Raw genomic sequence first — 25,443 nt, 5'->3', positions numbered from 1 at the left:
GGCGGTTTCCGAAGTGTTTGCTATCAACAATCTAGCCATTCTAAGCCATATACGGCTGGGCCGGCCTACGATTCATGCTCGTGTGCATCATCGTCTATAATCTGCTGTTGCACGCATGTTGCATTTGCCGGCCTTGATTCCTGTGCGGGCCGCCCCCAGTTTCCGTCTGTCCATCTATTTTCGAAGCCTTCCATGACTACTTCCAAACACGCCAAAGTCCTGATTCTCGGTTCCGGTCCTGCCGGCTACAGCGCAGCCGTCTACGCCGCGCGCGCCAACCTGAAGCCGATGCTGGTGACCGGCGTCGAACAGGGCGGCCAGCTGATGACTACGACCGACGTCGAGAACTGGCCGGGCGACCCGCTGGGCGTGCAGGGTCCGGAACTGATGCAGCGCCTGCTGCAGCATGCGGAACGCTTCAACACCGAGATCGTGTTCGACCACATCCACACGACGTTCCTAGAAGAAAAACCGATCCGCCTGGTCGGCGACTCGCATGAATACACCTGCGACGCCCTGATCATCGCCACCGGCGCCTCGGCCCAGTACCTCGGCCTGCCGTCGGAGCAAGCCTTCATGGGCAAGGGCGTGTCGGCCTGCGCCACCTGCGACGGCTTCTTCTACCGTAACCAGGAAGTGGCGGTCATCGGCGGCGGCAATACCGCGGTCGAGGAAGCCCTGTACCTGGCCGGCATCGCCTCCAAGGTCACCGTGATCCACCGCCGCGACAAGTTCCGCGCCGAGCCGATCCTGATCGACCGCATGATGCACAAGGTCCAGGAAGGCAAGATTGTCCTGGAACTCAACCACACCCTGGACGAAGTCCTGGGCGACAACAGCGGCGTGACCGGCCTGCGCATCAAGTCCAGCGAAACCGGCGCGACCAAGGACCTGACCCTGCACGGCCTGTTCGTGGCGATCGGCCACAAGCCGAACACCGGCATCTTCGAAGGCCAGTTGGAGATGAAGAACGGCTACATCCGGACCAAGTCGGGCCTGGACGGCATGGCGACCGCCACCAATGTGCCGGGCGTGTTCGCCGCCGGCGACGTGCAGGACCACATCTACCGCCAGGCCATCACCAGCTCGGGCACCGGCTGCATGGCCGCGCTCGACGCGCAGCGCTACCTGGAAGCGCTGGAAGACGATCCGAAATAAAGCAGCCAGGGAGCGCGATGGCCGTATGAAGGAATTTTCCGAACTGAAGGGCTTGCGCGACAAGCTCAAGGAAGACGAGCGCCTGCGCGCCATCGAACAAGCCGAGCGCGAGAAGCGCGAGCGCATCGCGAAAGAACGCGCCGTGGAATTCCGCGGCGCGATGGAAGGCGTGAACAAGCTGCCGGAATCCGACCGCTACGTCTACCGTCCGGTCTACGTGGCCTCCGACCGCGCCTTCAAGGACCGCACACCGCGCACCGAGGAAGAAGAAACCGAAGCCGTCCTGCGCGAGTCGCTGTCCGACCTGTTCGACGTCGAGGGCCTGCTCGACGAGGACCCGTCGCTGAGCTACGCCCAGCCGGGCGTCGGGCCGGACGTGGTGCGCAAGCTGCGCAAGCGCCATTGGCCGGTACAGGACGAACTCGACCTGCACGGCATGAACCGCGACGAAGCGCGCGACGCCGTCACCAATTTCCTCTACCTTGCCAACCGCCGCGGGGTGCGCTGCGTGCGCATCGTGCATGGCATCGGCTATGGCTCCCCCAAGGGTCAGCCGGTGCTGCGCGGGATCGTGCATAGCTGGCTGGTGCAAAAAGGCGAGGTGATCGCCTTCTGCGTGGCCGGCAAGAAAGATGGCGGCCACGGCGCCCTGATCGTGCTGCTGCGCCCCGCCCTGCTCGAGTGAGCGAACGCACGGAATACAACATTTCTACACGAGTAGAATGTATCGAAATGTCTATTAGCTGTAAAATGCGCTCGGCCGGTATTTGCCGGATTTGACGGGAAGGAATGGTGGCGAATTGAAGGGTACTTCCGTGATTCCGATGGACCACGGCCGCCAGGTCGACCTGCTTAACTGCGCCGACGAACCGATCCATATTCCCGGTTCGATCCAGCCCCATGGCGCCCTGCTCTTCTTCAGTACCGACGGCCTGCTGGAAGGCTGGAGCGCGAACGCCGCCGCACTGCCCGGGCTTACGCTCGAACTCGGCGCGCCCTACGCGGCGCTGGCGCTGCCGCCTGCGGCGCTCGAACTCCTGCTCGAATACGTCGGCCCCGGCGACGCCGAGGCGACCCCGTCGATGGTCCCGGTCTGCTTCGGCGGCGTCGACTACGACTGCATCGTGCACGCCGCCTTCGGCCGCGTGATCGCCGAATTCGAACGGCGCGAGGTCGGGGCCGACGAAGTCGCCCAGTTCGCGATCAAGGCGCATGCCTCGATCGAGCGCCTGCGCCGCCAGAAGACCATCGAAGGCCTGCTCGCCAGCGCGGTGGACCAGATTCGCGAATTCACCGGCTTCGACCGCGTGATGGCCTACCGCTTCCGTCCGGACGACAGCGGCGACGTGGTGGCCGAAAGCCGGCGCGAGGACATCGTGCCCTACCTCGGGCAGCGCTACCCGGCCTCGGACATCCCGGCCCAGGCGCGCCGCCTGTATGTGCTCAATACACTGCGTTCGATCATCGACGTCAACGACACCATGGTGCCGCTGCTGGGCGCGCCCGAGGCGCCGGCGCTCGACATGAGCCATGCGGTGCTGCGCAGTGTTTCGCCGATTCACATCGAGTATCTCAAGAACATGGGCGTCGGCGCCTCGATGAGCGTGTCGATCGTCATCAACGGCCGCCTGTGGGGCCTGATCGCCTGCCACCACATGTCGCGCCGGCTGGTGCCCTACTCGATCCGCATGGCGGCCGACGTGCTGGCCCAGGTGATGGCCTCGACCATCCACAGCATCGAGGCGCGCCTGCAGAGCGAAGCGGTGGAGCGGTCGGCCGCGGCGCGCGCCAAGGTGATCGAAGACCTGGTGCTGGACGACGACCCGCTCGACACCCTGGGCCGCCACGCGCCGGCGCTGATGGCCTCGACCTCCTCCCAGGCACTGGTCGCCAGCCTGTACGGCAAGCGGATCGTCCACGGAGACGTGTTGCCCGAACTGGCCGATGCCATCGTCGCCTCGCTGCCCGAGGGCGAGCACGACCTGGTGCTGCGCGAAGCGCTGCATGACTGGCCGGCGGCCCTGCACGGGCAGCTGGGCAAATGGGTCGGCATGCTGGCTACGCCGTTCGACCCCGCGGCCGGCGGATGGGTCATTTTGCTCCGGGTGGAACAGATCGAACAGGTGGCCTGGGCGGGCCGCCCCGAAAAAACCACGGCCTTCGGACCGCTGGGCGCGCGCCTGACGCCGCGCGGCTCCTTCGACGCCTGGTACGAGACGGTGCGCGGCCATGCGCAGCCGTGGGAGGCGGTCGTGCTGAGCAATGCACGGTTGGCGATGGCCGAGCTGGTGCGCGTGATGACCTCGCGCCGTACCCAGCTTGATTCCACCCGCGCCCAGCTGCTGGCGATGCTCGGACACGACCTGCGCGATCCGCTCCATTCGATCAACATGGCCGGCATGGTGCTCGAGAAAGGCCACAGCCAGCCGACGCTGGGCAAGCGCATCCAGTCTTCCACCAGCCGCATGCAGCGCATGATCAGCCAGGTGCTGGACATGAGCCGCATCGACGGCGGCATCGGCCTGGGCGTGGCGCTCGAGCCCGTCGACCTGACCGCACTGGTGGTAGACCTGATGGACGAAGCGCGCCTGGCCTACCCGGCCGTCCCCTTCCGGCTGGTGTGCGACGAACCGGCCATGGTGAGCGCCGACAGCGGGCGGCTGGCGCAGGTGCTGTCCAATTTGCTGAGCAATGCGCGCCACCATGGCGAAGCCGGCAAGCCGGTGCGTGTGTGCGTGCGTGTGCAGGGCCGGGAGGCCGTGGTCGAAGTCAGTAATGCGGGCGCGCCGATCCCGCCCGAGCTGGTGGCGACCCTGTTCAACCCCTTCAAGCGCGCCTCGCTGCACAACCCGCGCAATCGCACCGGCATGGGCCTGGGGCTGTACATCGCGCAGCAGATCGTGCGCGAGCACCGTGGCGAGATCGCGTACCGGCATGATGGCAACGAGGTGATTTTCTCGGTGCGTCTCCCTCTGCTCGACTAAGGCCGCACATCGTAGCGTGGGCGGGTTTCCCGCCCACGCGTTCAATTCACGGTAATGCAGCCCGCGCGAGCGTTCAGCCCCTGACTATCACCGCGTGGGCGGCGAAGCCGCCCACCCTACCTGATGAGCCGCATGGTAATCTAGCAACGATTACCGCTCTTCCTTACCGCATGACCCTCATCAAGTTCATCGAAATCATGGCGATCCTGGTCGGCGCCTTCTCGGGCTTCATCGAAGCACGCCGCAAGCGCATGGACCTGGTGGGCGTGTTCACGGTGGCCTTCATCACCGCGTTCGGCGGCGGCACCCTGCGCGACATCCTGCTCGACCGCCGGCCGCTGTTCTGGGTGATCCACCAGGAATACGCGATCCTGATCTTCGTGCTGGCGCTGGTCGCCTCGCCCCTGATCCGCACCCTGCGCCAGATCGTCTCGGAACGCCTGATCGTGATCGCCGATGCGGTCGGCCTGGGCCTGTTCTCGGTCGCAGGCGTGTCGGCCGCGCTGGCCGCCGGCATGCCGATCTTCATCGCCTCGATGATGGGCGTGATCACCGGGATTTTCGGCGGCGTGATGCGCGACATCGTCTGCAACGAGGTGCCGATGGTGTTCCGCGACGGGAAGCCTTATGCCATCTGCGCTTTTCTGGGGAACTGGCTGTTCCTCCTGATGGGCAAGTACGGCGTCGACCCCGACTTCGCATTGTGGTCGAGCGCGCTGTTCATCAGCGGACTGCGGCTGATCACCTGGAAGTTCGACCTGCGGATGGGACGCTGAACCGCTACCCGCGCCGCGCCAGCAGCCGCGCCAGCGCCCGGCGCAGTTCTTCCTGAGTATACGGCTCGGCCAGCACGCTGATCGACATCCCCTGCAGCCGCTCGGGCGCCACCATATAGCCGCTGGCAAGCAGCACCGGCATGTCCGGACAGCGCTCGCGGAGCCGGCGCGCCAGCCCGATGCCGTCGATCGGCCCGGGCATCATCACATCCGAGAACACCAGGTCGATGCCGTCGAGTGGATGTTCGAGCGCCTCCTGGGCGTCGCGCGCCAGCGTCGTCTCGCAGCCAAGGTTGCCGAGCAGGGCCAGGGTGGCGTCGGCCACTTCCGGGTCGTCCTCGACGCACAGCACGCGCACGCCGCTGACCAGGGGCGCGGCCGCATGCGCCACCGGGCCGTCCCGGTCATGCGCCGCGGCGGCCGTGCTGCGCGGCAGCAGGATCGACACGGTCGTGCCCTTGGGCGAGCTGTCGATCCAGGCCGTGCCGCCCGACTGTTTCGCAAACCCGTACACCTGGCTCAGGCCCAGGCCGGTGCCCGCGCCGATCGGCTTGGTCGTAAAGAAGGGGTCGAAGGCCTGGGCCGCCACCTCCGGCGGCATGCCCGGACCGGTGTCGCGCACGGTCAGGCAAACGAAATCGCCGCGCAGGCCGCCGTCCGGCACGCCCGGCGCGGGGAGCGTGAGATTGGCTGCGCCGATGGCGAGGCGCCCGCCGCCGGGCATCGCATCCTTGGCATTGACCGCCAGGTTCAGCAGGGCCACCTCCAGTTGGGTCGAATCGGCATCGGCCAGCCACAAGTCGGGCGCGATGTGCAGGTCCAGCACGATCTGTTCGCGCACCGACTGCTGCAGCAAGCCGCGCATCTCGTCCAGCTGCTGCGTGAGGTCGAGCGCGCTGCCGGCCAGCGCCTGCCGGCGTCCAAAGGCAAGCAACTGGTGGGTCAGCTTGGCGCCGCGCGAGGCGGCGCGCTGGATGGCGTGCAGCGAGCGCTGGAACTGTTCGCTGCCCGGCTCGGCGAACGGCAGCAGCGTGGTCGCCCCCTGGATCACCTGCAGCAGGTTATTGAAGTCGTGGGCTACGCCGCCGGTGAGGCGGCCGATCGCCTCCAGCTTGCGTGCTTCGTTGAGCGCGCTTTCCACCCGCTTGCGGGTTTCCACCTCGGCGTACAGCTCGGCGGTGCGATCCTGTACCCGCTGTTCCAGCAGGCTTGCTGCGGCCGACAGGCTGCCCATCTGCTCGCGCACGGTCAGCTGCCAGGCCCGCGCCCGGCAGGCGGCGTCGAAGGCGGCGCGCAGCACGTTGGCGGGGCTCGGCCGCGCCAGCACCGTCAGGTTGGCGAACTGGCGCAGGAAGGCCCATTGCTGCTGCGAGCCGCCACTGTTGGCCTGGGCGCTGAAGACAATGATCGGCAGGTCCGACCAGGCGGGCTGGTCGCGCAAGGTGGCGGCCAGCGGCACGGCATTGGCCTCGAGCGCGTCGTCGGTAAGCAGCAGCAGCGACACCTCCGGATCGGCGGCGGCCAGCGCGAGCTCCGAGGCGTTGGCGCAGCCGCGGGTCTGTGCTCCCCAGTCCCGCAGCAAGGCAGTCAGGACCGCTTGATCGGCTTCCGACAGGGTGCACACGACTGCGACGGCGTCCCAGCCGGGTTTGCGCGGATCAGCCATGGCCGCCTGCGCCCGCCGCCTTGGAACTGTCCGGTGCGACGCGCGGCACGCCGGTGAGCACGCCCTGGAAATCTTCGAGCGGCTCGCCCACCGTCATGCCGTTGCTGGTCAGGGAGAACTCGCGGATGCAGCTCTGGTGGCGGCCCGGACGCTTCTTGACCACCGAGATCGCCTTGCGCACCTGTCCTTCGGCTTCGAAGTAACGCATCAGGATCACGGTGTCGCTGATGAAGCCGACATCGAGCGTGTCGCGCACGTCCTGCAGCAGACCGGTCTGGCCGACGATCAGGATCGACAGCACGCCCTGGTTCGCTAGGTAACTGAGCAGCTCGTGCATCTGCAGCATCAGCGCCGCCTCTTCGTGCATGGTCTCGAGGTAGGAATTCAGGCTGTCGATGACGACCACCGCGGCGCCGTTGTCCTCGACCTGGCGCCGCACCTTCCAGATGAATTCCCCGGGCGTGATGCGCGAGGGATTGATCCGCTCCCAGAACACCTTGCCCGCATCGATCGCGTCGGCGACGCGCATCGACAGGCCGCTGGCGCGCTCGAGCAGGGTGTCCTTGGTCTCGTCGAAGGCGAAATAGGCGACATGCTCGCCCTGGGCGGCAGCGACGCTGGCATATTGCAGCGCCAGCGAGGACTTGCCGACGCCGGTCGGACCGAGCACCATGAGCGAGGTGCCACGCACCAGGCCGCCACACAGCATGTCGTCCAGCGCCGGCACCCCGCTGCCCACGGCGGTGCGGCTGCGCTGCCCCTGGTGCTCTTCGGCGATGAGGCTGGGGAACACGTAGACTTCCTTCGCGGTGATGGCGAAATCGTGCCAGCCGCTCTGGAACTCGGCGCCGCGCATCTTCACCACCCGCAAGCGGCGGCGCGCGGCGCCGAACTCGCGCTCGCGCTGGTCGAGCGTGATCACGCCGTGCACCGTGCCCTGCAGGTCGAACTGGCGCGGTTCATCGGTGAGGTCGTCCATCACGAGCGTGGTGCAGGCCTGGTTCAGCAGGAAGCGCTTGAGCGCGACGATCTGGCGCCGGTAGCGCATCGGGTCGTTGGCGACCATGCGCAGCTCGGACATCGAGTCGATCACGAGACGGGCTGGCTTGACCGCGCGGATGGCCTCGCTGATGGCCTCGATGGTCTGGCTCAGCTCCGCCTCGGAAGGAAACAGGACGCTTTGCTGGCGTTCGAGCTGGGCCTCGGCCGGTATCACTTCGCGCAACGCGATGCCGTCCAGCGACCAGCCGTGGCTCGCCGCGGTGGCCCGCAGTTCTTCGACGGTTTCGGACAGCGAGATATAGAGGCAGGGTTCGCCCTTCTCCGCGCCGTCGATCATGAAACGCAGCCCGATCGTGGTCTTGCCGGTGCCTGGCCTGCCTTCGATCAGATGGATGCGCTGTTTCGGCAGCCCGCCTCGCAATACAAGATCGAGTTCGGGTATACCCGTGTGCATTTTCTCCGTGTCGCTCATTGTTTCTCTCTAGTGGTTATATTGGGGAGCGATAGAACGCAAAAAATATCAAAGAGATAAATTTTTATGCATCATAACTCGTCCGTCAGGACGTCCCGCTGCCTGATTCGCCGATTTCTTTGACGGATCAGACCTACACTGAGAGAAGCCAGGAGCGCGGCGTCAGACCGCGTCGGCGCCTGTTTCGCCGGTGCGGATACGGATCACCTGCTCCACGTTCTGCACGAAGATCTTGCCGTCGCCGATCTTGCCGGTGCGGGCCGCCTTGATGATGGCGTCGACCACGCCGTCGGCCATGGCGTCGTCCACCACAACCTCGATCTTCACCTTCGGCAGGAAGTCCACCACGTATTCCGCGCCGCGATACAGCTCGGTATGGCCCTTCTGACGTCCGAAGCCCTTCACTTCGGTCACGGTCAGGCCGGTGACATTCACGTCGGCCAGCGCCTCGCGTACCTCGTCGAGCTTGAAGGGTTTGATCACGCAGGTAATCTGTTTCATTTTTCTCTCTTTAATCAACAGGGCTAGGCGCCCCGGTCAGTCGGGAATATTGTTCAGGTCATCCATCCACACGGTGGCTTCGGAATCGGATGGTGCGCGCCAGTCGCCGCGCGGCGACAGCGAGCCGCCGTTGCCGACCTTCGGCCCGTTCGGCACGCAGGTGCGCTTGAACTGGCTGGTCTTGAAGAAGCGCCACAGGAAGATGCCCAGGTTCTTCTTGATGGCGTCCAGGCCGTACTCGTTGCGGCTTGATGCCGCATTCGGCCACCTGCCCTGCTCGCGGTCGTGCCAGGCGCACCAGGAAAGGAAAGCCACCTTGCTCGGCTTGAAGCCGAAGCGCAGTGTGTAGTACAGGTTGAAGTCCTGCAGCTCGTAGGGGCCGATGGTGTTCTCGGTGATCTGGGCCGGCTTGCCATCCTTGTCTCCGCCGGGCACCAGCTCGGGGCTGATCTCGGTGTCGAGGATCTTCAGCAGCACGTCCGCGCCATCCTGCACCACGGCGCCGGTCTCGGCGACCCAGCGCACCAGGTAGGAGATCAAGGTCTTGGGCACGCTGGCGTTGACGTTGTAGTGCGACATATGGTCGCCCACGCCGTAGGTGCACCAGCCCAGCGCCAGCTCGGACAAATCGCCGGTGCCGATCACGATCCCGTTATGGAAGTTCGCCAGCCGGAACAGGTGGTTGGTGCGCTCGCCCGCCTGCACGTTCTCAAACGTGATGTCGTACTCAAGCTTGCCTTCGCTGTAGGGGTGGCCGAGGTCCTTCAGCATCTGGATGCAGCTCGGACGGATGTCGATCAGCTGGGCGCTGCAGCCCACCGCCGCCATCAGGTCGTTGGCCTGCTTCAGCGTACGCTCGCTGGTGGCGAAGCCCGGCATGGTATAGGCGAGGATGTTGGTACGCGGCAGACCGAGGCGGTCCATGGCCCTGGCGCACACCAGCAGCGCATGGGTCGAATCGAGGCCGCCGGAGACGCCGATGACCACTTTCTTGATGTTGGCGCTCGACAGGCGCTGGATCAGGGCCTGCACCTGGATGTTGTAGACCTCCGTGCAGCGCTCGTCGCGCCGTGCCTGGTCGGCCGGCACGTAGGGGAAGCGTTCGACCGTGCGGGCCAGGGGCATGTCGCGTTCCAGCGGCAGCTCGAGCGTGAACGCTACCCGCCGGAACTTCGCTACTTCCTCAGCATGGCGCCGCACCGACTGCGCGAAGGTGGTGGCGTGCATGCGCTCGTTCGACAGGCGGTCGAGATCGACGTCGGCGTAGATGATGTGCGAGTCGTCGCTGAAGCGTTCCGACTCGGCCAGCAGCTCGCCCTTTTCGTAGATGAGCGACTGGCCGTCCCAGGCCATGTCGTTGGTCGATTCGCCGCGGCCGGCCGAGGTGTACAGGTAGGCCGCGAGGCAGCGTGCCGACTGCTGGCTGACCAATTGGTGGCGGTAGCCGCTCTTGCCCACCACGACGTTCGAGGCCGACAGGTTCACCAGCACCGTGGCGCCGGCCATCGCGGCGAACGAGGACGGCGGGATCGGCACCCAGACGTCTTCGCAGATCTCGACGTGGAAGCGGAACAGCGGCAGGTTCTCGATCTCGAACAGCAGGGCCGGACCGAAGGGCACGGTGGCACCGAACAGGTCGATCTGGTCGACCGCCGCGCAATCCGCCGCACTGAACTGCCGGGATTCGTAAAACTCGCCATAATTAGGCAGGAAACTCTTGGGCACCACGCCCAGCACCCGGCCATTCGCGACCACGGCGGCGCAATTGAAGAGCTGGTGGTTGACCTTCAGGGGCAGGCCGACCACCAGCGCGATGGGCAAGGCTTTCGACGCTTCGATGATCTTCTCCAGGCCGTCGAGGCAGGCGTCGAGCAGCGCGCGCTGGTGGAACAGGTCGTCGCAGCTGTAGGCGGACAGGCCCAGCTCGGGAAAGGCCACCAGCACGGCGCCCTGGTCCGCCGCCTGGCGCGCCAGGCGGAAGGTCTGCTCGACGTTGAAGCCAGGGTCGGCAATGCGGCAACGCGGGATGGCCACCGCGACGCGGGCAAAGTGGTGCGTGTAGAGGTTGAAGAATCGCTGGTTCATTGGCGCCATTATCCAATTGCTACTGAAGTCATTTTGCTACGGAAGTCATCTTGAATTATCGCACGCATATCGTTTCTTCTCTGCTCGAAGTCGGGCAGGCGCGCTGGGATGCGCTGGTCAATGCGCAGCCGGATCCGAATCCCTTCCTGTCCTATGCTTTCCTCCATGCGCTGCATGAATCCGGCAGCGCTTCGCCCGAGACCGGCTGGCAGCCGCAGTACATCGTGCTGTTCGATGGCGACGAGTTGGTCGCCGCCCTGCCCCTGTACGTCAAGGGGCATTCCTACGGCGAGTACGTGTTCGACTGGGCCTGGGCCGAGGCCTACGAGCGCCATGGGGTCGCGTACTACCCGAAGCTGCTGAGCGCCATCCCGTTCACGCCGGTGGCCGGGCCGCGCCTGATGGCGGTGGATGATGCCGCGCGCACGGCGCTGGTCGAGGTGCTGGTGGCGACCCAGGGCGCGACCGAGGTCTCCTCGACCCATGTGCTGTTCCCGCCCGAAGAACAGGCGCGCCAGCTGCAGGATGCCGGCTTCATGCTGCGCAGCGGGGTCCAGTTCCACTGGCTGAACGCGGGATACGGCACGTTCGACGACTTCCTGGCGACGCTGGAACAAAAGAAGCGCAAGAACATCCGCGCCGAGCGGCGCAAGGTGGCGCAAGCGGGCGTGACACTGCGCCGCGTGCGCGGGCGCGAGGCTACAGGCGCCGACTGGGCGCTGTTCAATCGCTGCTACCGGCACACCTACCAGGCGCATTATTCAACGCCCTACCTGAACCTGGATTTCTTCCGACGCATCGGCGAGACCATGCCCGACAATATCCTGCTGGTGATCGCATCACGCGAGGGGCGCGACATCGCGGCCTCACTCGTCATCCACAACGAGACGACGCTGTTCGGGCGCTACTGGGGCGAACTGGAACACGTGCCCTGCCTGCATTTCGAAGCGGCCTACTACCAGCCGCTGGAGTTCTGCATCGAACTGGGCATCCAGGCCTTCGAGGGCGGCGCCCAGGGCGAACACAAGATGGCGCGCGGCTTCCTGCCGACCCGCACCTGGTCGGCGCACTGGCTGGCGCATCCGTCGTTCGCGGATGCGGTCGAGCGCTTCCTGGAGCGCGAGAAAGGCGGGATCGACGACTATATGGACGAGCTGAACGAGCGCAATCCGTTCCGCTCCGCTGTCTGAGGTTCGCATTTGCCATGCCCGCCGGCGTCGCCCCCAATGACGAAGGGCCGGATTCGCTCGTCGCGAACCCGGCCCCCTGGCGCTATTGACGGCGCCGGCAGTCTACATGGGACCCGCCTCAGTTCCAGCCGCCCGCGTTCGAGCGGAACTCGACGTGGAAAGGCTTGGCCAGTTCGGCTTGCTTACGCAGGACGTTGATGGCACGGCAGTTGGCAGCGGCCAGCAGCAGGCGGGTAGCGGCGTTCAGAAAATTTTTCACTTGCGACTCCTTGTTGCGGTAATGATGTCGATCGCAAAAGCGATCCCATAGCACCGTTATAGGGGCGAGTCGGGTGAATTTCCAATTCTGATATGCAATACCAGACATGCGCTTGGTGAATGTTATTCGAGTTGCCTCCATAGCCAGGAGCGTATCCCGTCCAATGAGCGGAATTCAGAAACTGAACGGCAGGCGATACCGGGGTGGCGTGTCTGCAACATGCGCGACAGCGCAGCGCCCGGTCCGAGCTCGAGCGCGACCGTCGCCCCGGCCTCTAGGCAGGCGTCCATGCACTCCTTCCAGCGGATCGGCTCGGCGATCTGGCGTGGCAAGTCTGCCACCGCATGCGCGGCGTCGTACACGGGCTCGGCCGAGATACCGGACAACACCGGAAAAGCGAATGTGGACCAGCGCTGGGCCGCCAGCAGCGCTGCGAAAGGCGCCACTGCGCTGCGGAGCAAGGGGGTGTGCGACGCCACCGCGACCGGCAGCACGGTGGCCTTGCCGCCCAACGCCGCCACGGCTGCCGCGAGTGCTTCGGCTTCGCCGGCCGGCCCGCCCGCGACCAGGGCATCGTCGCCATTCAGGATCGCGGGATAAAAGCCGAAGCGCGACAGCAGCGCGTCGACGGCCGCGGGCGGCAAACCGGACAGCGCCACCATGGCCTGGCGCGGCCCGTCCGCCAGGCAGGCATCCATCACCCGGGCGCGCTCGACCGCCAGCTTGACCGCATCCAGCGGCTCGAGCGCACCGGCGACACCGTAGGCGGACAGTTCGCCGATGCTGTAGCCGGCCACCAGCGCGGGCGGCGACGGCAGCTCCCCCAGCGCGGTCCACATGGCCAGCGTGGCCGCCACGATCGCGGGCTGGGCCACGCGGTTGGCGAAGCGTTCCGGCCCGTCGAGGGCGGCGCCCAGCGGGCCGGCCAGCATGGCGTCGCCAAAGCATGCGTCGAGCAAACGGTTTGCTGCGGGCGCGCTGCGCGCCATGTCGAACATGGCCGGATGCTGGGCGCCCTGGCCGGGACACAGGATGACGAGCCGGCCGGCCATGCTATTCCAGCCCCACGCACACCGACTGCAGCAGGCAGACGGCGCCGAGCAGGTCGGCCGCCCCGCCTGGCGACAGGCGCGCCGCCACGAAGCTGCGGTGGCAGGCCAGCGCGCGCGCTTCCCAGTACGGCGCCGCGCTGCCGCCGCGGGCGATGAAGGCGCGGGCCTGGCGCCGCACCGCCTGCGCCCCTTCCAGCCCGCCACGGTGGTAGACGTTGGTGTCGCTGATGTGCGCCATCAGGGCGAACAGCGCGTCGATGCGCGCGCGGCGCAGGCCGCCCCCTAGCGCCAGGGTCCGTCGCAGCGCCGGCAGGCCGACGCCGAACACCGACGGGAAACCGCGTGCGCCTTCTTCGCGCGCGCCGCTGGCCGCATAGCGTTCGCGCGCCTCGATGCCATGCGATGGCAAGGCCGCGTCGCCGCTGTGGGCACCGAGCGCCTCTCCCCAGTGGATCAGCAGCGTGGCCTGGATGGCGGCTGGATTCAACATGGTGCCCTTGGCGCGGCAGCGCCCGATCGCCGCGCACAGCAGGCCCAGGCAGAAGATCGCGCCGCGGTGCGTGTTGATGCCGCCGGTGGCGCGCAGCATGCGCGCTTCCGCCTCGATGCCCAGGTGCTTGAGCACGTGGAAGGGTGCATCCTGCATGCCCGCACGGGCGATGTCGGCAAAGTAGCGGCGCAGCGCGAACATGCTGCGCATGAAGGTGGCCGCATTCATGTCCTGGTGGCTGCCGTTGTCGACCCTGGACACCAGCCCGGGTTTCGGATACAGGACCAGTTCCGCATACAGGCTGCGCACCGCGAGGCGGGCCAACCGGCGGCAAAACGGCAGATCAGGGGCCGGGGGCAAGGCCGGCGCCAGACGTGCGCCGGCGCGCGTGCCTGGGCGCACTGCGATCAGTTCAGCCATGCCTGTCCCTCCAGGGTCGCCATCAGTTCCTCGGGCGCGACCAGGGCGATACGCTCCAGTCCCTTGGCCAGCACCCGCGTGCCCGGTGCGCTGTCGAACGCGGTGCGCAGTTCTTGCCAGGCCACCGCGCGCCCGTCCGCAAACACGACTTCGCCGTCGAGCGGCAGCGTGGCCGCATGCCGGGCCAGCAAGTCCAGGCCCGCCGTCAGCTGCGCGCGGCTCGAGGGGCGCAGCAGCAGGTCGATGTCCGACGCGGGGGTGATGTAGCGCTGGCCGGTGAGCGCCTCCAGCGCCACCGAGCCGTACACGGACAGCCCGATGCCCGCGTTGGCGGCCTCGCGCTCCAGCGCCGCCAGCCCCGCACGCCAGGCCTCCGGCGCCGCGTCGAGCGCGCCGACCAGCGGCAAGGCACGGGTACGGCGCGTGACGTCGCATACCTCGACGCGGCAGCCGACCCGCAGTTTTGCAGCCTGCTTGTTCTTTGCCGCCGCGGCACGGCGCGGCGGCAGGGCAAAGCCGATCGCCACCTCGCCAGGCGGGAGCTCGGCTTCCGCGCGCCGCACCACGGCCGGCCAGCCGCCGTCGCGCCACAGGTCGAGCGCATCGATGGCATCTGGCGGTGCGCCGGCGCGCACCCGCTCCCAGCCACGGCTGCTCAGCCAGACCAGGTCATGCCGGGCGAACATGGCTGCCCGTCCTGACCGCTTCCGCGACCGGCTGCGCCAGCAGGCGCCCGCCGCGCTCGCGTCCCAGCGCCATGCGCACATCGTCGGTCGGGCTGGCGCCGATCGCGCGCGCCAGCTCGCCCGCCAGGTCGCCCTGCTTCCCGACCTGCCAGATGCCGTGCAGGCCGCCCATGCGCAGGTAGTTCTCGGGGCCGGGCGCGAACACCGGGTTGTCCCTGGCCAGTTCGGTCAGCCGCTCTTCCGGCACCTTGGTGATGCGCGCCATTGCCGGCAAGCCCATCACGCGGATGGTGGCCCCCGGCAGCGCGTAGCAGGCGCTGGCGATCAGGCCGCTGGTGATGAAGCCGCCGGACAAGGCCTGGTCGTACACCAGGCCGATCACGGTATGCCCCTTGCGCCGGGCCAGGTCGACGCACTTGCCGAGGTGGGCCATGTAGCTGTTGATGCCCAACATCTCGTCGCGGTGGCGCAGGCGCTGGCCGACGGTGTCGACCAGGATCAGGATCGGGCGGCCCGGATGCTGCTGCACCGTCTGCAGGATGGCCCGGGCCTGGGCCAGTGCGATCTCGATGCCGATCGGGACGTGGCCGGTGGTGCCGATGACGTCGACCGCCCTGCCCTCGACCTGGGCGCTGCCCGACAAGAAGTTATCGCGTTCGGCGATCTCGTGCCCGCCCGGGAACAGCTGCGTTGCCAGTGTCTGCCAGTCCATCATGGTTCTCCCTTGCTTGATGCGCTTCGGTCCTCGATGCGGCCGTCGATGCGGTGCGTCGCCGCCAGCGCCATGAAGGCGTCGGCCTCGAGCATCGGCACGCTCGCCGGATCGGGAATGCCGAGCTGCCGCCAGAGCTCCATCGGTTCGACCAGCCCGTCGGCAAGCTCGATACGGCGCGCCAGCATGGCCTGTTCAAGCAGCAGGTCTTCCAGCGTCAGGCGCGCGCCCACGTTGCGGATCTCGTCGACGGCTGCGATGGCCGCGGCGCGGAAGGCCGCGGTATCGTCCGGCACCAGCACCTGGCAGTCGCCCATCAGGTAGCGGTGCTTGCCGCCGGTGGTGCGCCAGACCAGGGCGCGGTCGCGCGAGTCGAATTCCTCGACGCCGCTGGCGGTTTCGATCACCTCGGGGCCGGACATCGCGAGCCGCCCTTCTTCCGACATGATCACCGTATTGGCGCAGCGCGCCGAGATGCCCATGCCGCCGAAGCAGCCGTTGGACCCGCCCACCAGTGCCACCACCGGGATGCCGGCCTCGCGCGCGTCCAGCATGGCGCGCATGACTTCCGATACCGCGATCAGGCCGGCATTCGCCTCGTGCAGGCGCACGCCGCCCGATTCGAGCAGCAGCACCACCGCGTCGGCGCCTTCGTCGACCGCGCGCCGCAGCAGGCCGACCAGCTTGGCGCCGTGCACCTCGCCCACGGCGCCGCCCATGAAGCCGCCCTCCTGCGCGGCGCCGAACACCAGCCGGCCATCGAGGCGCGCGCGCCCGACCACCACGCCGTCGTCGAACGAGACCGGGGCGTCGAGCTGGGCCAGGTGCGGGCTGGCCACGCGCGCGCTGGGCGGCAGGAATTCTTCGAAGCTGCCCGCATCAAAAATGGCCGGGATGCGCTGGCGCGCCGTGAGTTCCAGGTAGCTGCTCATGGCAATCCTCCGCTTGGGCTTGCCATTAGGGATTCGACCGCCTGGTCCAGGCGCAGGCCGACCACGGCCGGCGTGGCGCCCATGTCGTTGATGCAGATGCGCGCGTCCGCCAGGCTCCAGCGCTGGTGAAAATCGCCCATCACGGCCTGCCAGGTGGCGCCGAAGCCGACGGCGGCGGTGCGGATGTCGATCTCGCAGGCGCCGTCCAGCTGCGCCGGCTCGATCAGGACCTCGAGGTTGCCCGAGCCGACCACGCCGACCAGCTGCGGCATCCCGATTAAAGGCCGGGTGCCATGCTCGAACCTGTATTGAAGGGTTTCCATATGCGTCCTTATTCCTGAACTACCAGTTCCTGAAGCGTTTCGGCGGATCGTACAGCCCGCCCGATGCCCGCACCAGGCCTTTCATGTTCTTGGCGGCCAGCAGGTCGCGGGTCGCCATGCGCTTGTCGATGCCGAGATCTTCGGGGCGGCGGATGACGCCGCGGTCGCGCAGGTTTTCCACCATGCGCTTGTCGCGGCCCATGCCTACCGGCGTATAGCCCGCCACGCCGCGGATCGCCTGCTCGCGTTCTTCATCGCTGCGGCACAGCAGCAGGTTGGCGATGCCTTCTTCGGTGAGGATGTGGGTGACGTCGTCGCCGTAGATCATCACCGGCGGGATCGCCATGCCGGTCTGCTCGGCCAGTTGCCAGGCATCGAGCCGCTCCACAAAAGCCGGCGCCATGTGCTCGCGGAAGGTCTCGACCATCTGCACCACCAGCTTCTGGCCGCGCGGAATCGTGTTGCGCCCTTCCCTTGCCTGCTGCCCGGCCTTGAGCCAGGCCTTGCTCGGATGGCGCCGCCCGCGCGCGTCGGCGCCCATGTTCGGGGCGCCGCCGAAGCCGGAGATGCGGCCCAGGGTCGCGGTGGACGAATTGCCCTGCAGGTCGATCTGCAGGGTCGAGCCGATGAACATGTCGCAGGCGTAGTGGCCGGCCGCCTGGGAAAACGCCCGGTTGCTGCGCATCGAGCCGTCCGGACCGACGAAGAACACGTCGGGCCGGGCGCGGATGTAGTTCTCCATCCCGAGCTCCGAGCCGAAGGAGTGCACCGATTCGACGAAACCGGCCTCGATCGCCGGGATCAGGGCCGGGTGCGGGTTCAGCGCCCAGTGGCGAGCGATTTTTCCTTTCAGGCCCAGGCTGGCCGCATAGGTCGGCAGCAGCAGCTCGATCGCCGCGGTGTCGAAGCCGATGCCGTGATTCAGGCGCTCGACTTCGTACTCCGCATAGATGCCCTTGATCGCCATCATCGCCATGAGCACCTGGATTTCCGAGATCTGGGCCGGATCGCGCGTGAACAGCGGCTCGATGTAGTACGGCGTGGGCGACTGCACGACATACTCGACCCAGCCGGACGGGATGTCCACGCGCGGCAGCTTGTCGACCACCTGGTTGACCTGGGCGATCACGATGCCGCTCTTGAAGGCGGTGGCCTCGACGATGGCGGGCGTGTCCTCGGTGTTCGGGCCGGTGTACAGGTTGCCCTCGCGGTCGGCCATTTCGGCCGCCACCAGCGCCACGCGCGGGGTCAGGTCGACGAAGTAGCGCGCGAACAGCTCCAGGTAGGTGTGGATCGCCCCGATGTTCAGCTTGCCGGAGCCGGCCAGCTTGGCCAGCCGGCCGGCCTGTGGGCCCGAGAAGGAGAAGTCCAGCTTCGATCCGATGCCCTTCTCGAACACGTCGAGGTGTTCGGGCAGCGACAGCACCGACAGCAGCATGTGCAGATTGTTGACGCGGCCAGGATCGAGCCTGGTGAGTGCCTTGCCCAGGAAATCGGCCTGCTTCTGGTTATTGCCTTCGAGGCAGACGCGGTCGCCCGGCTCCAGCACCGCGTGCAGCAAGTCGACGATGTGCGAGGCGGCCACCACCTTGCCGCTCAGCGCCGGGCCGAGCGCGGCATGGGCGCGGGCCTGGCGCTCGCTGCGGTTGCGTTGCTGGGTAGTCCAGCGGCCTTCTGCTTGGTTCATACGATTTCCTTGTAAAGGCTCAGAGCACCACGAACAGCAGCCACACCACCACCGGCGCGACCAGGGTGACGATACCGCCATAAATCATCAGCTGGCGCAGGAATACGTCGCGGTCGATGTGCTGGGCACTGGCCAGCACCAGCGCGCCGTTGGTCGAGAAGGGGCTGACGTCGACGATGGTGGACGCGACCGCCATCGCCGCGATGAAGCCGATCGGGTCGACTCCGGTGCCGGATGCCAGGAAAGGCACGGCCAGCGGGATCAGCGAGCCCAGCACCGCAGTGGAGGAAGCGAAGGCCGACACGACGGCGCCGACGAACAGCAGCAGCAAGGCCACCGTCAGCGGCGAGCTCAAGCTGGCGACGCTGTCGCCGACCCAGGTAATGGTGCCCATCTTCTGCATCACGCCGACATAGGTGCTGACACCGACGATCAGCATGATCTCGGGCCAGGACACCTGGCCGATGGCGCGCTTCTGCACCTGCGGCGACAGGATCGAGATCAGGAGGCCGATCGAGATGGCGACGAAGCCGATGTCGAGCTTGTACAGGAGGGTCAGTACGGCCAGGGCGATCAGGCCGACGACCGTGACGATCTGGTGGAAGGTGGCGCCTTGATGGAGGTCCACCGGCGCAGGACCGGCAGCGGCGGCAGCGCCGCCGCCCACCCCGCCGATGCCGCTGATGGCGGCGCTGGAACGTTGCGCGGTCAGCTTTTCTTCGCTGGCCGCTTCGCCTTCGGCGTCGCCATAGATCTGTGGCCCCTGCGCGGCGACGGCAACGTTGGCGCCGAACGGTCCGGCCGGCGTATTGCCCAGCCCTTTGCCTCCTGCCGCCTTCGGCGCCTGCTGGCGCATCAGCTTCAAGCCGCCGAAGGCAAAGAACAGCACCGCCGACACGGCGAGGTTCACGCCCAGGCTGGTGAAGGCGGTGGTCAGCGGCGAGATCGGCAGCCCGGCCTCGAGCACCACCTTGTTGGTAATGCCCCCGTAGATGCTGATCGGCGAAAAGCCGCCGCCCTGGGCGCCGTGCACCACCATCATGCCCATCATCAGGGGATTGATGTTGTACTTGGCGGCGAAGCCGAGCGCGATCGGGGCGATGATCGCCACCGCCGCCGGGCTCACCGCACCGACCGCAGTCAGGAGCGCCGTGATGGCGAACATCACCCAGGGAATGGCGGCAATGCGCCCGCCCACCGCGCGCACCGAGAGCCGCACCAGCCAGTCGATGGTGCCGTTGTTCTGGGCCTGGGCGAACAGGAAGGTGATGCCGACCAGGGTCAGGAACAGTTCGGCGGGAAAGCCCGCCATGATGGCCTTGGCCTGCATGCCGGCCACGACCGAGCCGACCAGGAAGGCGCCGACGAAGGCGATGACGCCCATGTTGATGGGCAGCGCGGTGGCAAGGACGAACATCAATGCCAGCACGCAGATGGCGATCATGTGAGAGGACACGGCTTGCTCCTTCAAGGCGCGGCGCCGGAGGGTCGATCAAGCCCGGCGTGACCGCAGGTGAAACGTCTCCAAAACATTCCCTGCCGCCGGTGGACCGCCGTGCAGGGAATACTCTTTTGTTATGTAGTGTGAGACGTAAAGGTAGCCCTGAATCCTGATGCGATCAATTAGGCTCGCCGTGCGATGTTTACTTTTAGCGGAACTATTCAGCCGGGCCCGTGCTTGAGCATGCGGCAGACCGCCGCCAGCGCCAGCAGGTTGGGATCGCGCTCGCGCACCCGCAGGAAGCTCAGCCCGATGGTCTGGCGCATGCGGTAGTCCCTTTTCAAGGGGATCAGCTGCACCTTGTCGCCGAAGGCGCCGCGCACCCGGCCCGGCAGCAGGGTGTAGCCGATGCCCGCCGCCACCAGGTTCATCAGCGAGAAGATGTCGCCCACCCGCGTCACGATGGAGGGAGCGAAGCCGGCGATGCGGAAGGCTTCCTGGAAGCCGCTGAAGGTGACGAAGCCGTCGCGCAGGCAGACGAATTTTTCGCCGGCGCAGTCGCGCAGGTCGACCTCGCTCATGCCGGCATACGGCGAACCGCTTGGCGCCGCGAAGAACACCTCGTCCTCGAACAGCGCGATCGATTCGACCTCGGGGTCAGGATCGGGCACGGCGATGAGCGCGGCGTCGATCGCATTCTGCTTGAGCTTGTGCAGCAGGTCGTCGTTCGAGCCGAGCACCAGCTCGGTCTCGAGTTCCTGCTTGCGCAGCTTGATGCCGATGATGACGTTGGGGACGATCCCGGTGGTGAGCGAATACAGCGAGCCGATCCTGAGGTGGTCGGCCGAATAGCCGGCCGCCGAGCGGGTGGCGGCGATCCCGTCCGTCATCAGCTGGATCACGTCGCGTCCGACCCCGGCCAGCACCTGCGCCGCCTCGTTCGGGATCAGGTTGCGGCCCTGCAGGCTGAACAGCTGGCAGCTCATCGCCTCTTCCAGCGAATGCAGGGCCCGGTGCACGCTCACCGCGCTGATGTCGAGCATGCGCGCGGCGGCGTTGAGGTTGCCGCCTTCCATGTACGCGAGCAGGATTTCGAGCTTGCGGAAGGTGATGTCGTCGCTGATCCGGTTGCGCATGATGTCAATCCTCTACGAAAAGGTCCGGATGACTCTCCGCGCATTCGCGCAGCAGGTTCCACACCACCTTCACCCGCCGCAGCCGGTACAGGTCAGTTGGGGCCGCCAGCCAGAATGCGCGCTCCGCCTGGAAACCCGGCAGTACCCGTACCAGCCGGCCGTTGTCCGGCACCGCGTAGGGCGGCGCCATCATCAGGCCCATGCCGAGCGAGGCGGCTTCCAGCTGCGCCGTCATGCCCGAGCAGCAGATGCGCCGCCGCGGTGTGAAGCCCAGCTCGTTCAGGTAGGAGAGTTCGCGGCTGGCCAGCCGGTCCTGCACGTAGTCGACGAAGTCATGGCCGGCCAGGTCGGCCTGGGTGCGGATCGGCGGATGCCTGGCCAGGTAGCCCGGTGACGCGTACAGGTAGAAGTGGAACGATGCCAGCCGCGTCACCATGTAGCGGCCGGTGGTCGGCGCGTCCATGGTGACGCCAAGGTCCGCTTCACGGTTGGCCAGGTTGGCGAAGCTGGGCAGCGCCAGCAGGTCGATCGACAGGTCGGGATGCTGCTCCAGCAGCGTGGCCAGCAGCGGCGCCACCACCCGCACGCCGAATACTTCCGGCACCCCGAGCCGCACCACGCCGTGGGCCGCCACCTCGGCCCCGCCGATCTGCTCGGCCGCCGCCAGCGCCGCGCCTTCCATCGCCTCGGCGTGCGGCAGCAGTGCCTTGCCCACTTCCGTGAGTTCGTAGCCCTCGCGTGAACGGTCGAACAGGGTCGAGCCGAGCTGGGCCTCGAGCCGGTCGATCCGGCGCGCCACGGTCGTGTGCTCCACTTCCAGCCGGCGCGAGGCGCCCGACAGGGTGCCGGCGCGCGCCAGCTCCAGGAAGAAACGCAGGTCGGTCCACTCAGGCAGCGTATTCATCGGCAAGTTGTTCGATATCAAGAAGACACATTGTGCACTAGTGCACATTCCTCCTGCAATCATTTGTCGCAATCCCTTTGCGGCCGCACGCATCCGGTGCGCATATGGATTCCTCCCCCGGAAAGACACGCACCAGCATGCTGCGGCGGGCTGTGCATTTTTGCACAACGGGGTGGGCGATTGTTGACTATCTAACCAAACCCAACCGAGGCACACTGCTGACCATGCGAAAACCTGAACGCATGCCGCTTTCAAAAATTAGGAGACAAGAATGCGTCTGACCAAGAACAAACTGAAGCTGCTGAACCCTGCAATCCAATCCGCCGTCGCCCTGCTCGTCTTATCAGGCGGCAATGTGGCGTATGCCCAGGAAGCGACCGGCGCGCCGCCGGTCGCCAATGCCGAAGAAGGCGTCAACAAGGTCGTCGTGACCGCCCGCCGCCGCGAAGAGACCCTGCAGGACGTGCCGGTCTCGGTCACCGCCTTCAGCGCCGACCAGCTGTCGAAGACCGCGACGCCGGACATCACCGCCCTCGCCCTGGCCCTGCCGAACACCACCCTGAAGGCCTCGCGCGCCACCAACTCGACCCTGACCGCCTTCATCCGCGGCGTCGGCCAGGCCGACCCGCTGGCCGGTTTCGAGGCCGGCGTCGGCATCTACATCGACGACATCTATCTGGCCCGCCCGCAGGCGGCAGTGGCCGACATCTACGACGTCGAGCGCATCGAAGTGCTGCGCGGCCCGCAGGGCACGCTGTACGGCCGCAACACCATCGGCGGCGCCGTCAAGTACGTCACCCGCAAGCTGGCCCCGCAGACCGACGCCCGCCTGCGCGCCACCATCGGCGAACACGGCCAGAAGGAAATCGTCGCCACCGCCAGCACCCCGATCTCGGAAACCGCGCGCATTGGCGGCACCTTCGCCCGCTTCAAGCGCGACGGCTTCGGCAAGAACCTGACCACCGGCGGCGAGAACTACGACAAGGATGTCACCGCGGCGCGCCTGTCGGCCGAGTTCACGCCGAACCAGGACCTGTTCATCCGCCTCGCCGGCGACATCACCCAGGACGATTCCAGCCCCAAGAACGGCCACCGCCTGATCGTCGGCCGCACCAGCGGCGCCCCGATCCTCTCCAACGTGTTCGACACCCGCGCCAACCTGATGAAGGCGCTCGGCCAGGACCAGGAAGTCAGGGCATGGGGTATTTCGGCCACCGTCGAGTACACCCTCAACAACGAGTGGTCGGTGAAATCCATCACCGCCTCGCGCAAGGACAAGTCGTACGCGCCGATCGACTTCGATTCGCTGGGCGTGACCGACATGGAAGTGCCGGCCCTGTACACCAACAAGCAGTTCAGCCAGGAATTCAATCTCACCTTTACCGGCGAGAAGCTGGCGGGCGTGGCCGGCATCTACTACATCGACGCCAACGCCTTCAATCACTTCGACACCATCCTGGCCGGCGCCGTCCCGACCTCGACCTACACGATGGGCGACATCGACACCAAGGCCTGGGCGATCTATGCCGACGGCAGCTACAACGTCACCGACGCCTTCAGCATCTCGCTGGGCGGCCGCTACACCGTCGACAAGCGTGAAGCCGAAGTGCTGCGCCAGATTTATTTCGGCGCGAACGGCACCCCTGCCCTGGGCAATAGCAGCGCCATCCTGTTCCGCACGGACACCGACCTGCGTGGCGGCGTGCTCAAGCGCGAAGACAAGAAGTTCACCCCGCGCGTGGCCGTGAACTACAAGCTCAGCCAGGACCACAACGTCTACGCGTCCTACTCCGAGGGCTTCAAGGGCGGCGGCTTCGAACCGCGCCTGAACGTGGTCGGCACCCGCATCCCGATCGCGGTGGCGCAACGCGGCTACGAGCCGGAAACCATCGAGACCTACGAGCTGGGCCTGAAGTCGGCCTTCAACGGCGGCCGCATCACCACCAATGCCGCGCTGTTCTACAGCGACTACCAGGACGTGCAGATTCCCGGTTCGGTGGCGATCGACACCAACGGCGACGGCAAGGACGACAGCTTCGCCGGCGTGACCACCAACGCCGGCAAGGCCAAGATCAAGGGCGCCGAACTGGAAGCCATCGCCAACATCACCCCGAACTTCATGGTCGCGGGCATGTACAGCTACATCGACGCCGAGTACAAGGAATACATCGCGGCGGGCGTCAACGTGGCAAGCCAGCGTACCTTCCAGAACACCCCGAGGAACTCGGCCAACCTGCGCGTGAACTACGACATCCCGATGCCGATCATGGGCCATGGCGGCAAGCTGTCGCTGATCGGCAGCGCCTCCTACAAGGGCGACACCGCCCAGTTCGAGACCGCTTCGCTGCTGGACCAGGAATCGTACAAGCTGTACGACGCGAGCATCGTCTGGACCCGCCTTGACGGCAAGGTTCGCGTCGGGCTGCACGGCAAGAACCTGAGCGACAAGCACTACAAGACCGGCGGCTACCTGTTCCCGACCCTGGGCAACGAGGGCACCCTGACCGCGTTCTACGGCAACCCGCGCCAGGTCTCGGCAACGCTCGAGTACCGCTTCTAAGCTTCTCAGTACCCCGGCAGCATCTCCAGGCTGGCGCCCTCCCGGCGTCGGCCGGGAGGGGTGTTGCCAACGACCCGGCTCCGGCTGGCCAGAACGACTCACAGGATACAAGCCAGCGTGTCTATCTTCACACCAATCAGCTACACCAGCAGCGACGGGCTGGCGCTGTACGCGCGCGATTATCCCGCCAGCAGCGCGCATGCCGACGTGAGCGCGCGGCTGCCGGTTATCTGCATCCACGGCCTGACACGCAACTCCGCCGACTTCGACGAACTCGCGCCCGAGCTGGCCGCCATGGGCCGGCGCGTGATCGCGGTCGACGTGCGTGGACGCGGCCACTCTGCGCGTGACCCGAATCCGGACAACTACAACCCCACCGTCTACGCCGATGACATCGTCAGGCTGATGGACCATCTTGGCCTGACCCGCGCCATCTTCGTGGGCACCTCGATGGGCGGCCTGATTACCATGACGCTCGCGGCGCGCCGGCTCGACCTGATCGCCGCCGCCGTCCTCAACGACGTCGGGCCGGTGCTGTCGATACGCGGCCTGCAGCGCATCGCCGGTTACGCGGGCCGCTGCAACGCGGTCGGCTCCTGGAACGAGGCCGCAGCCTACCTGCGCGACATCAACACCTGCGCCTTCCCCGCCAATTCGAGCGAAGACTGGGACAAATGGGCGCGGCGCGCCTTTGAACAGAAGGATGACGGACAGCTGGCACTGCGTTACGATCCAAACATCGCCAACGCGCTCCAGACTGGTAAGCTGCGTCCCACCTCGCTGGCCGCACGCATGGCCTTCCGCAGGCTGGCGCGGCGCCGTCCTACCCTGTTGGTGCGCGGTGCGCTGTCCGATCTGGTCGAGGCCAGGCAGGCCGACTGGATGCGCAAGGCGGCCCCCGAATTGCAGTACGCGGAAGTGCCGGATATCGGCCATGCGCCCATGCTCACCGAGCCGGTAGCGCTGGACGCGATCGGCGCTTTCCTCGCCAAGCTACCGTAAGAGAA

At 66.8% G+C, this 25,443-nt stretch carries 22 protein-coding genes; 7 read left to right on the top strand and 15 right to left on the bottom strand.

What is annotated here, in order from left to right:
• Positions 1-192 precede the first annotated feature (192 nt).
• From trxB to AC56LU_RS18980, 4 genes are all read left to right on the top strand, one after another.
• Positions 193-1,158 carry a thioredoxin-disulfide reductase gene (gene trxB / locus AC56LU_RS18995; RefSeq protein WP_497177171.1) on the top strand — a complete coding sequence of 322 codons (966 nt, stop codon included), beginning with the start codon at positions 193-195 and terminating at the stop codon, positions 1,156-1,158.
• A 25-nt stretch (positions 1,159-1,183) separates the two neighbouring features.
• The gene (locus AC56LU_RS18990) at positions 1,184-1,843 is read left to right on the top strand and encodes a Smr/MutS family protein (protein WP_497177170.1); all 660 of its coding nucleotides are present in this window, start codon (positions 1,184-1,186) and stop codon (positions 1,841-1,843) included.
• A gap of 139 nt (positions 1,844-1,982) precedes the next feature.
• On the top strand, positions 1,983-4,142 hold the full coding sequence (locus AC56LU_RS18985) for an ATP-binding protein (RefSeq protein WP_497177219.1): 2,160 nt from the start codon (positions 1,983-1,985) through the stop codon (positions 4,140-4,142).
• Positions 4,143-4,312: 170 nt separating this feature from the next.
• Positions 4,313-4,918: a trimeric intracellular cation channel family protein gene (locus AC56LU_RS18980; protein ID WP_497177169.1), complete on the top strand. Its 606-nt coding sequence runs from the start codon at positions 4,313-4,315 to the stop codon at positions 4,916-4,918.
• A 4-nt stretch (positions 4,919-4,922) separates the two neighbouring features.
• On the opposite strand, the gene AC56LU_RS18975 is transcribed toward AC56LU_RS18980, so the two are convergent.
• The 4 genes from AC56LU_RS18975 to AC56LU_RS18960 all read right to left on the bottom strand — a co-directional run bounded on the left by AC56LU_RS18975 (position 4,923) and on the right by AC56LU_RS18960 (position 10,644).
• Positions 4,923-6,584: an ATP-binding protein gene (locus AC56LU_RS18975; protein WP_497177168.1), complete on the bottom strand. Its 1,662-nt coding sequence runs from the start codon at positions 6,582-6,584 to the stop codon at positions 4,923-4,925.
• The gene (locus tag AC56LU_RS18970) at positions 6,577-8,040 is read right to left on the bottom strand and encodes an ATPase domain-containing protein (RefSeq protein WP_497177167.1); all 1,464 of its coding nucleotides are present in this window, start codon (positions 8,038-8,040) and stop codon (positions 6,577-6,579) included. The genes AC56LU_RS18975 and AC56LU_RS18970 overlap by 8 nt, the downstream gene beginning before the upstream one ends.
• A 180-nt stretch (positions 8,041-8,220) precedes the next feature.
• On the bottom strand, positions 8,221-8,559 hold the full coding sequence (locus AC56LU_RS18965) for a P-II family nitrogen regulator (protein WP_259212600.1): 339 nt from the start codon (positions 8,557-8,559) through the stop codon (positions 8,221-8,223).
• Positions 8,560-8,595: 36 nt separating this feature from the next.
• Positions 8,596-10,644 (bottom strand): NAD(+) synthase, encoded by a 2,049-nt coding sequence (locus AC56LU_RS18960; RefSeq protein ID WP_497177166.1) that lies wholly within the window; start codon positions 10,642-10,644, stop codon positions 8,596-8,598.
• A gap of 50 nt (positions 10,645-10,694) precedes the next feature.
• On the opposite strand from AC56LU_RS18960, the gene AC56LU_RS18955 reads away from it, so the two are divergent.
• A complete protein-coding gene (locus tag AC56LU_RS18955) occupies positions 10,695-11,834 on the top strand; it encodes a GNAT family N-acetyltransferase (RefSeq protein ID WP_497177165.1) in 1,140 nt (379 codons plus the stop codon).
• 118 nt (positions 11,835-11,952) lie between these two features.
• Here the strand turns inward: AC56LU_RS18955 and AC56LU_RS18950 are convergent, their stop codons facing one another.
• The 11 genes from AC56LU_RS18950 to AC56LU_RS18900 all read right to left on the bottom strand — a co-directional run bounded on the left by AC56LU_RS18950 (position 11,953) and on the right by AC56LU_RS18900 (position 21,876).
• Positions 11,953-12,093, bottom strand: coding sequence for a hypothetical protein (locus AC56LU_RS18950; RefSeq protein WP_497177164.1), 141 nt, complete (start codon positions 12,091-12,093; stop codon positions 11,953-11,955).
• 122 nt (positions 12,094-12,215) lie between these two features.
• Positions 12,216-13,145, bottom strand: coding sequence for an ACP S-malonyltransferase (locus AC56LU_RS18945; RefSeq protein ID WP_497177163.1), 930 nt, complete (start codon positions 13,143-13,145; stop codon positions 12,216-12,218).
• Position 13,146: 1 nt separating this feature from the next.
• Complete coding sequence (gene mdcB / locus AC56LU_RS18940) at positions 13,147-14,055, bottom strand: triphosphoribosyl-dephospho-CoA synthase MdcB (RefSeq protein WP_497177162.1); 909 nt, start codon at positions 14,053-14,055, stop codon at positions 13,147-13,149.
• Positions 14,043-14,741 (bottom strand): malonate decarboxylase holo-[acyl-carrier-protein] synthase, encoded by a 699-nt coding sequence (gene mdcG / locus AC56LU_RS18935; protein ID WP_497177161.1) that lies wholly within the window; start codon positions 14,739-14,741, stop codon positions 14,043-14,045. The genes mdcB and mdcG overlap by 13 nt, the downstream gene beginning before the upstream one ends.
• Positions 14,725-15,453: a biotin-independent malonate decarboxylase subunit gamma gene (gene mdcE, locus AC56LU_RS18930; RefSeq protein WP_497177218.1), complete on the bottom strand. Its 729-nt coding sequence runs from the start codon at positions 15,451-15,453 to the stop codon at positions 14,725-14,727. The genes mdcG and mdcE overlap by 17 nt, the downstream gene beginning before the upstream one ends.
• Entirely contained in the window at positions 15,453-16,385 is a 933-nt protein-coding gene (locus AC56LU_RS18925; RefSeq protein WP_497177160.1) for a biotin-independent malonate decarboxylase subunit beta, read from the bottom strand. Before AC56LU_RS18925 ends, mdcE begins: the two co-directional genes overlap by 1 nt.
• Complete coding sequence (gene mdcC, locus AC56LU_RS18920) at positions 16,382-16,708, bottom strand: malonate decarboxylase acyl carrier protein (protein WP_497177159.1); 327 nt, start codon at positions 16,706-16,708, stop codon at positions 16,382-16,384. The genes AC56LU_RS18925 and mdcC overlap by 4 nt, the downstream gene beginning before the upstream one ends.
• A gap of 19 nt (positions 16,709-16,727) precedes the next feature.
• Positions 16,728-18,395 carry a malonate decarboxylase subunit alpha gene (mdcA, locus tag AC56LU_RS18915; protein ID WP_497177158.1) on the bottom strand — a complete coding sequence of 556 codons (1,668 nt, stop codon included), beginning with the start codon at positions 18,393-18,395 and terminating at the stop codon, positions 16,728-16,730.
• 19 nt (positions 18,396-18,414) lie between these two features.
• Positions 18,415-19,851: an SLC13 family permease gene (locus tag AC56LU_RS18910; protein WP_497177157.1), complete on the bottom strand. Its 1,437-nt coding sequence runs from the start codon at positions 19,849-19,851 to the stop codon at positions 18,415-18,417.
• Between the two features lie 206 nt (positions 19,852-20,057).
• On the bottom strand, positions 20,058-20,972 hold the full coding sequence (locus tag AC56LU_RS18905; protein WP_497177156.1) for a LysR family transcriptional regulator: 915 nt from the start codon (positions 20,970-20,972) through the stop codon (positions 20,058-20,060).
• A 4-nt stretch (positions 20,973-20,976) separates the two neighbouring features.
• Positions 20,977-21,876, bottom strand: a complete 900-nt coding sequence (locus AC56LU_RS18900) for a LysR family transcriptional regulator (protein WP_497177155.1) — start codon at positions 21,874-21,876, stop codon at positions 20,977-20,979.
• 271 nt (positions 21,877-22,147) lie between these two features.
• Between AC56LU_RS18900 and AC56LU_RS18895 the strand changes: the two genes are divergently transcribed.
• Positions 22,148-24,436, top strand: coding sequence for a TonB-dependent receptor (locus tag AC56LU_RS18895; protein ID WP_497177154.1), 2,289 nt, complete (start codon positions 22,148-22,150; stop codon positions 24,434-24,436).
• A 117-nt stretch (positions 24,437-24,553) separates the two neighbouring features.
• A complete protein-coding gene (locus tag AC56LU_RS18890; RefSeq protein WP_497177153.1) occupies positions 24,554-25,438 on the top strand; it encodes an alpha/beta fold hydrolase in 885 nt (294 codons plus the stop codon).
• Positions 25,439-25,443 lie beyond the last annotated feature (5 nt).

The organism is Telluria sp. PB2R4, assembly GCF_059685695.1.
The sequence above is the reverse complement of the archived record's forward strand: the minus strand, read 5'-3'. Positions and strand labels throughout refer to the sequence as shown.

Coding starts and splice junctions, on each gene's coding strand:
- AC56LU_RS18990 (WP_497177170.1), top strand. CDS start 1,184: ATGAAGGAATTTTCCGAACTGAAGGGCTTGCGCGACAAGCTCAAGGAA.
- AC56LU_RS18905 (WP_497177156.1), bottom strand. CDS start 20,972: ATGCGCAACCGGATCAGCGACGACATCACCTTCCGCAAGCTCGAAATC.
- AC56LU_RS18975 (WP_497177168.1), bottom strand. CDS start 6,584: ATGGCTGATCCGCGCAAACCCGGCTGGGACGCCGTCGCAGTCGTGTGC.
- mdcE (WP_497177218.1), bottom strand. CDS start 15,453: ATGGACTGGCAGACACTGGCAACGCAGCTGTTCCCGGGCGGGCACGAG.
- AC56LU_RS18970 (WP_497177167.1), bottom strand. CDS start 8,040: ATGCACACGGGTATACCCGAACTCGATCTTGTATTGCGAGGCGGGCTG.
- AC56LU_RS18980 (WP_497177169.1), top strand. CDS start 4,313: ATGACCCTCATCAAGTTCATCGAAATCATGGCGATCCTGGTCGGCGCC.
- AC56LU_RS18895 (WP_497177154.1), top strand. CDS start 22,148: ATGCGTCTGACCAAGAACAAACTGAAGCTGCTGAACCCTGCAATCCAA.
- trxB (WP_497177171.1), top strand. CDS start 193: ATGACTACTTCCAAACACGCCAAAGTCCTGATTCTCGGTTCCGGTCCT.
- mdcC (WP_497177159.1), bottom strand. CDS start 16,708: ATGGAAACCCTTCAATACAGGTTCGAGCATGGCACCCGGCCTTTAATC.
- AC56LU_RS18925 (WP_497177160.1), bottom strand. CDS start 16,385: ATGAGCAGCTACCTGGAACTCACGGCGCGCCAGCGCATCCCGGCCATT.
- mdcB (WP_497177162.1), bottom strand. CDS start 14,055: ATGGCTGAACTGATCGCAGTGCGCCCAGGCACGCGCGCCGGCGCACGT.
- AC56LU_RS18985 (WP_497177219.1), top strand. CDS start 1,983: ATGGACCACGGCCGCCAGGTCGACCTGCTTAACTGCGCCGACGAACCG.
- mdcA (WP_497177158.1), bottom strand. CDS start 18,395: ATGAACCAAGCAGAAGGCCGCTGGACTACCCAGCAACGCAACCGCAGC.
- AC56LU_RS18965 (WP_259212600.1), bottom strand. CDS start 8,559: ATGAAACAGATTACCTGCGTGATCAAACCCTTCAAGCTCGACGAGGTA.
- AC56LU_RS18960 (WP_497177166.1), bottom strand. CDS start 10,644: ATGAACCAGCGATTCTTCAACCTCTACACGCACCACTTTGCCCGCGTC.
- AC56LU_RS18945 (WP_497177163.1), bottom strand. CDS start 13,145: ATGGCCGGCCGGCTCGTCATCCTGTGTCCCGGCCAGGGCGCCCAGCAT.
- mdcG (WP_497177161.1), bottom strand. CDS start 14,741: ATGTTCGCCCGGCATGACCTGGTCTGGCTGAGCAGCCGTGGCTGGGAG.
- AC56LU_RS18900 (WP_497177155.1), bottom strand. CDS start 21,876: ATGAATACGCTGCCTGAGTGGACCGACCTGCGTTTCTTCCTGGAGCTG.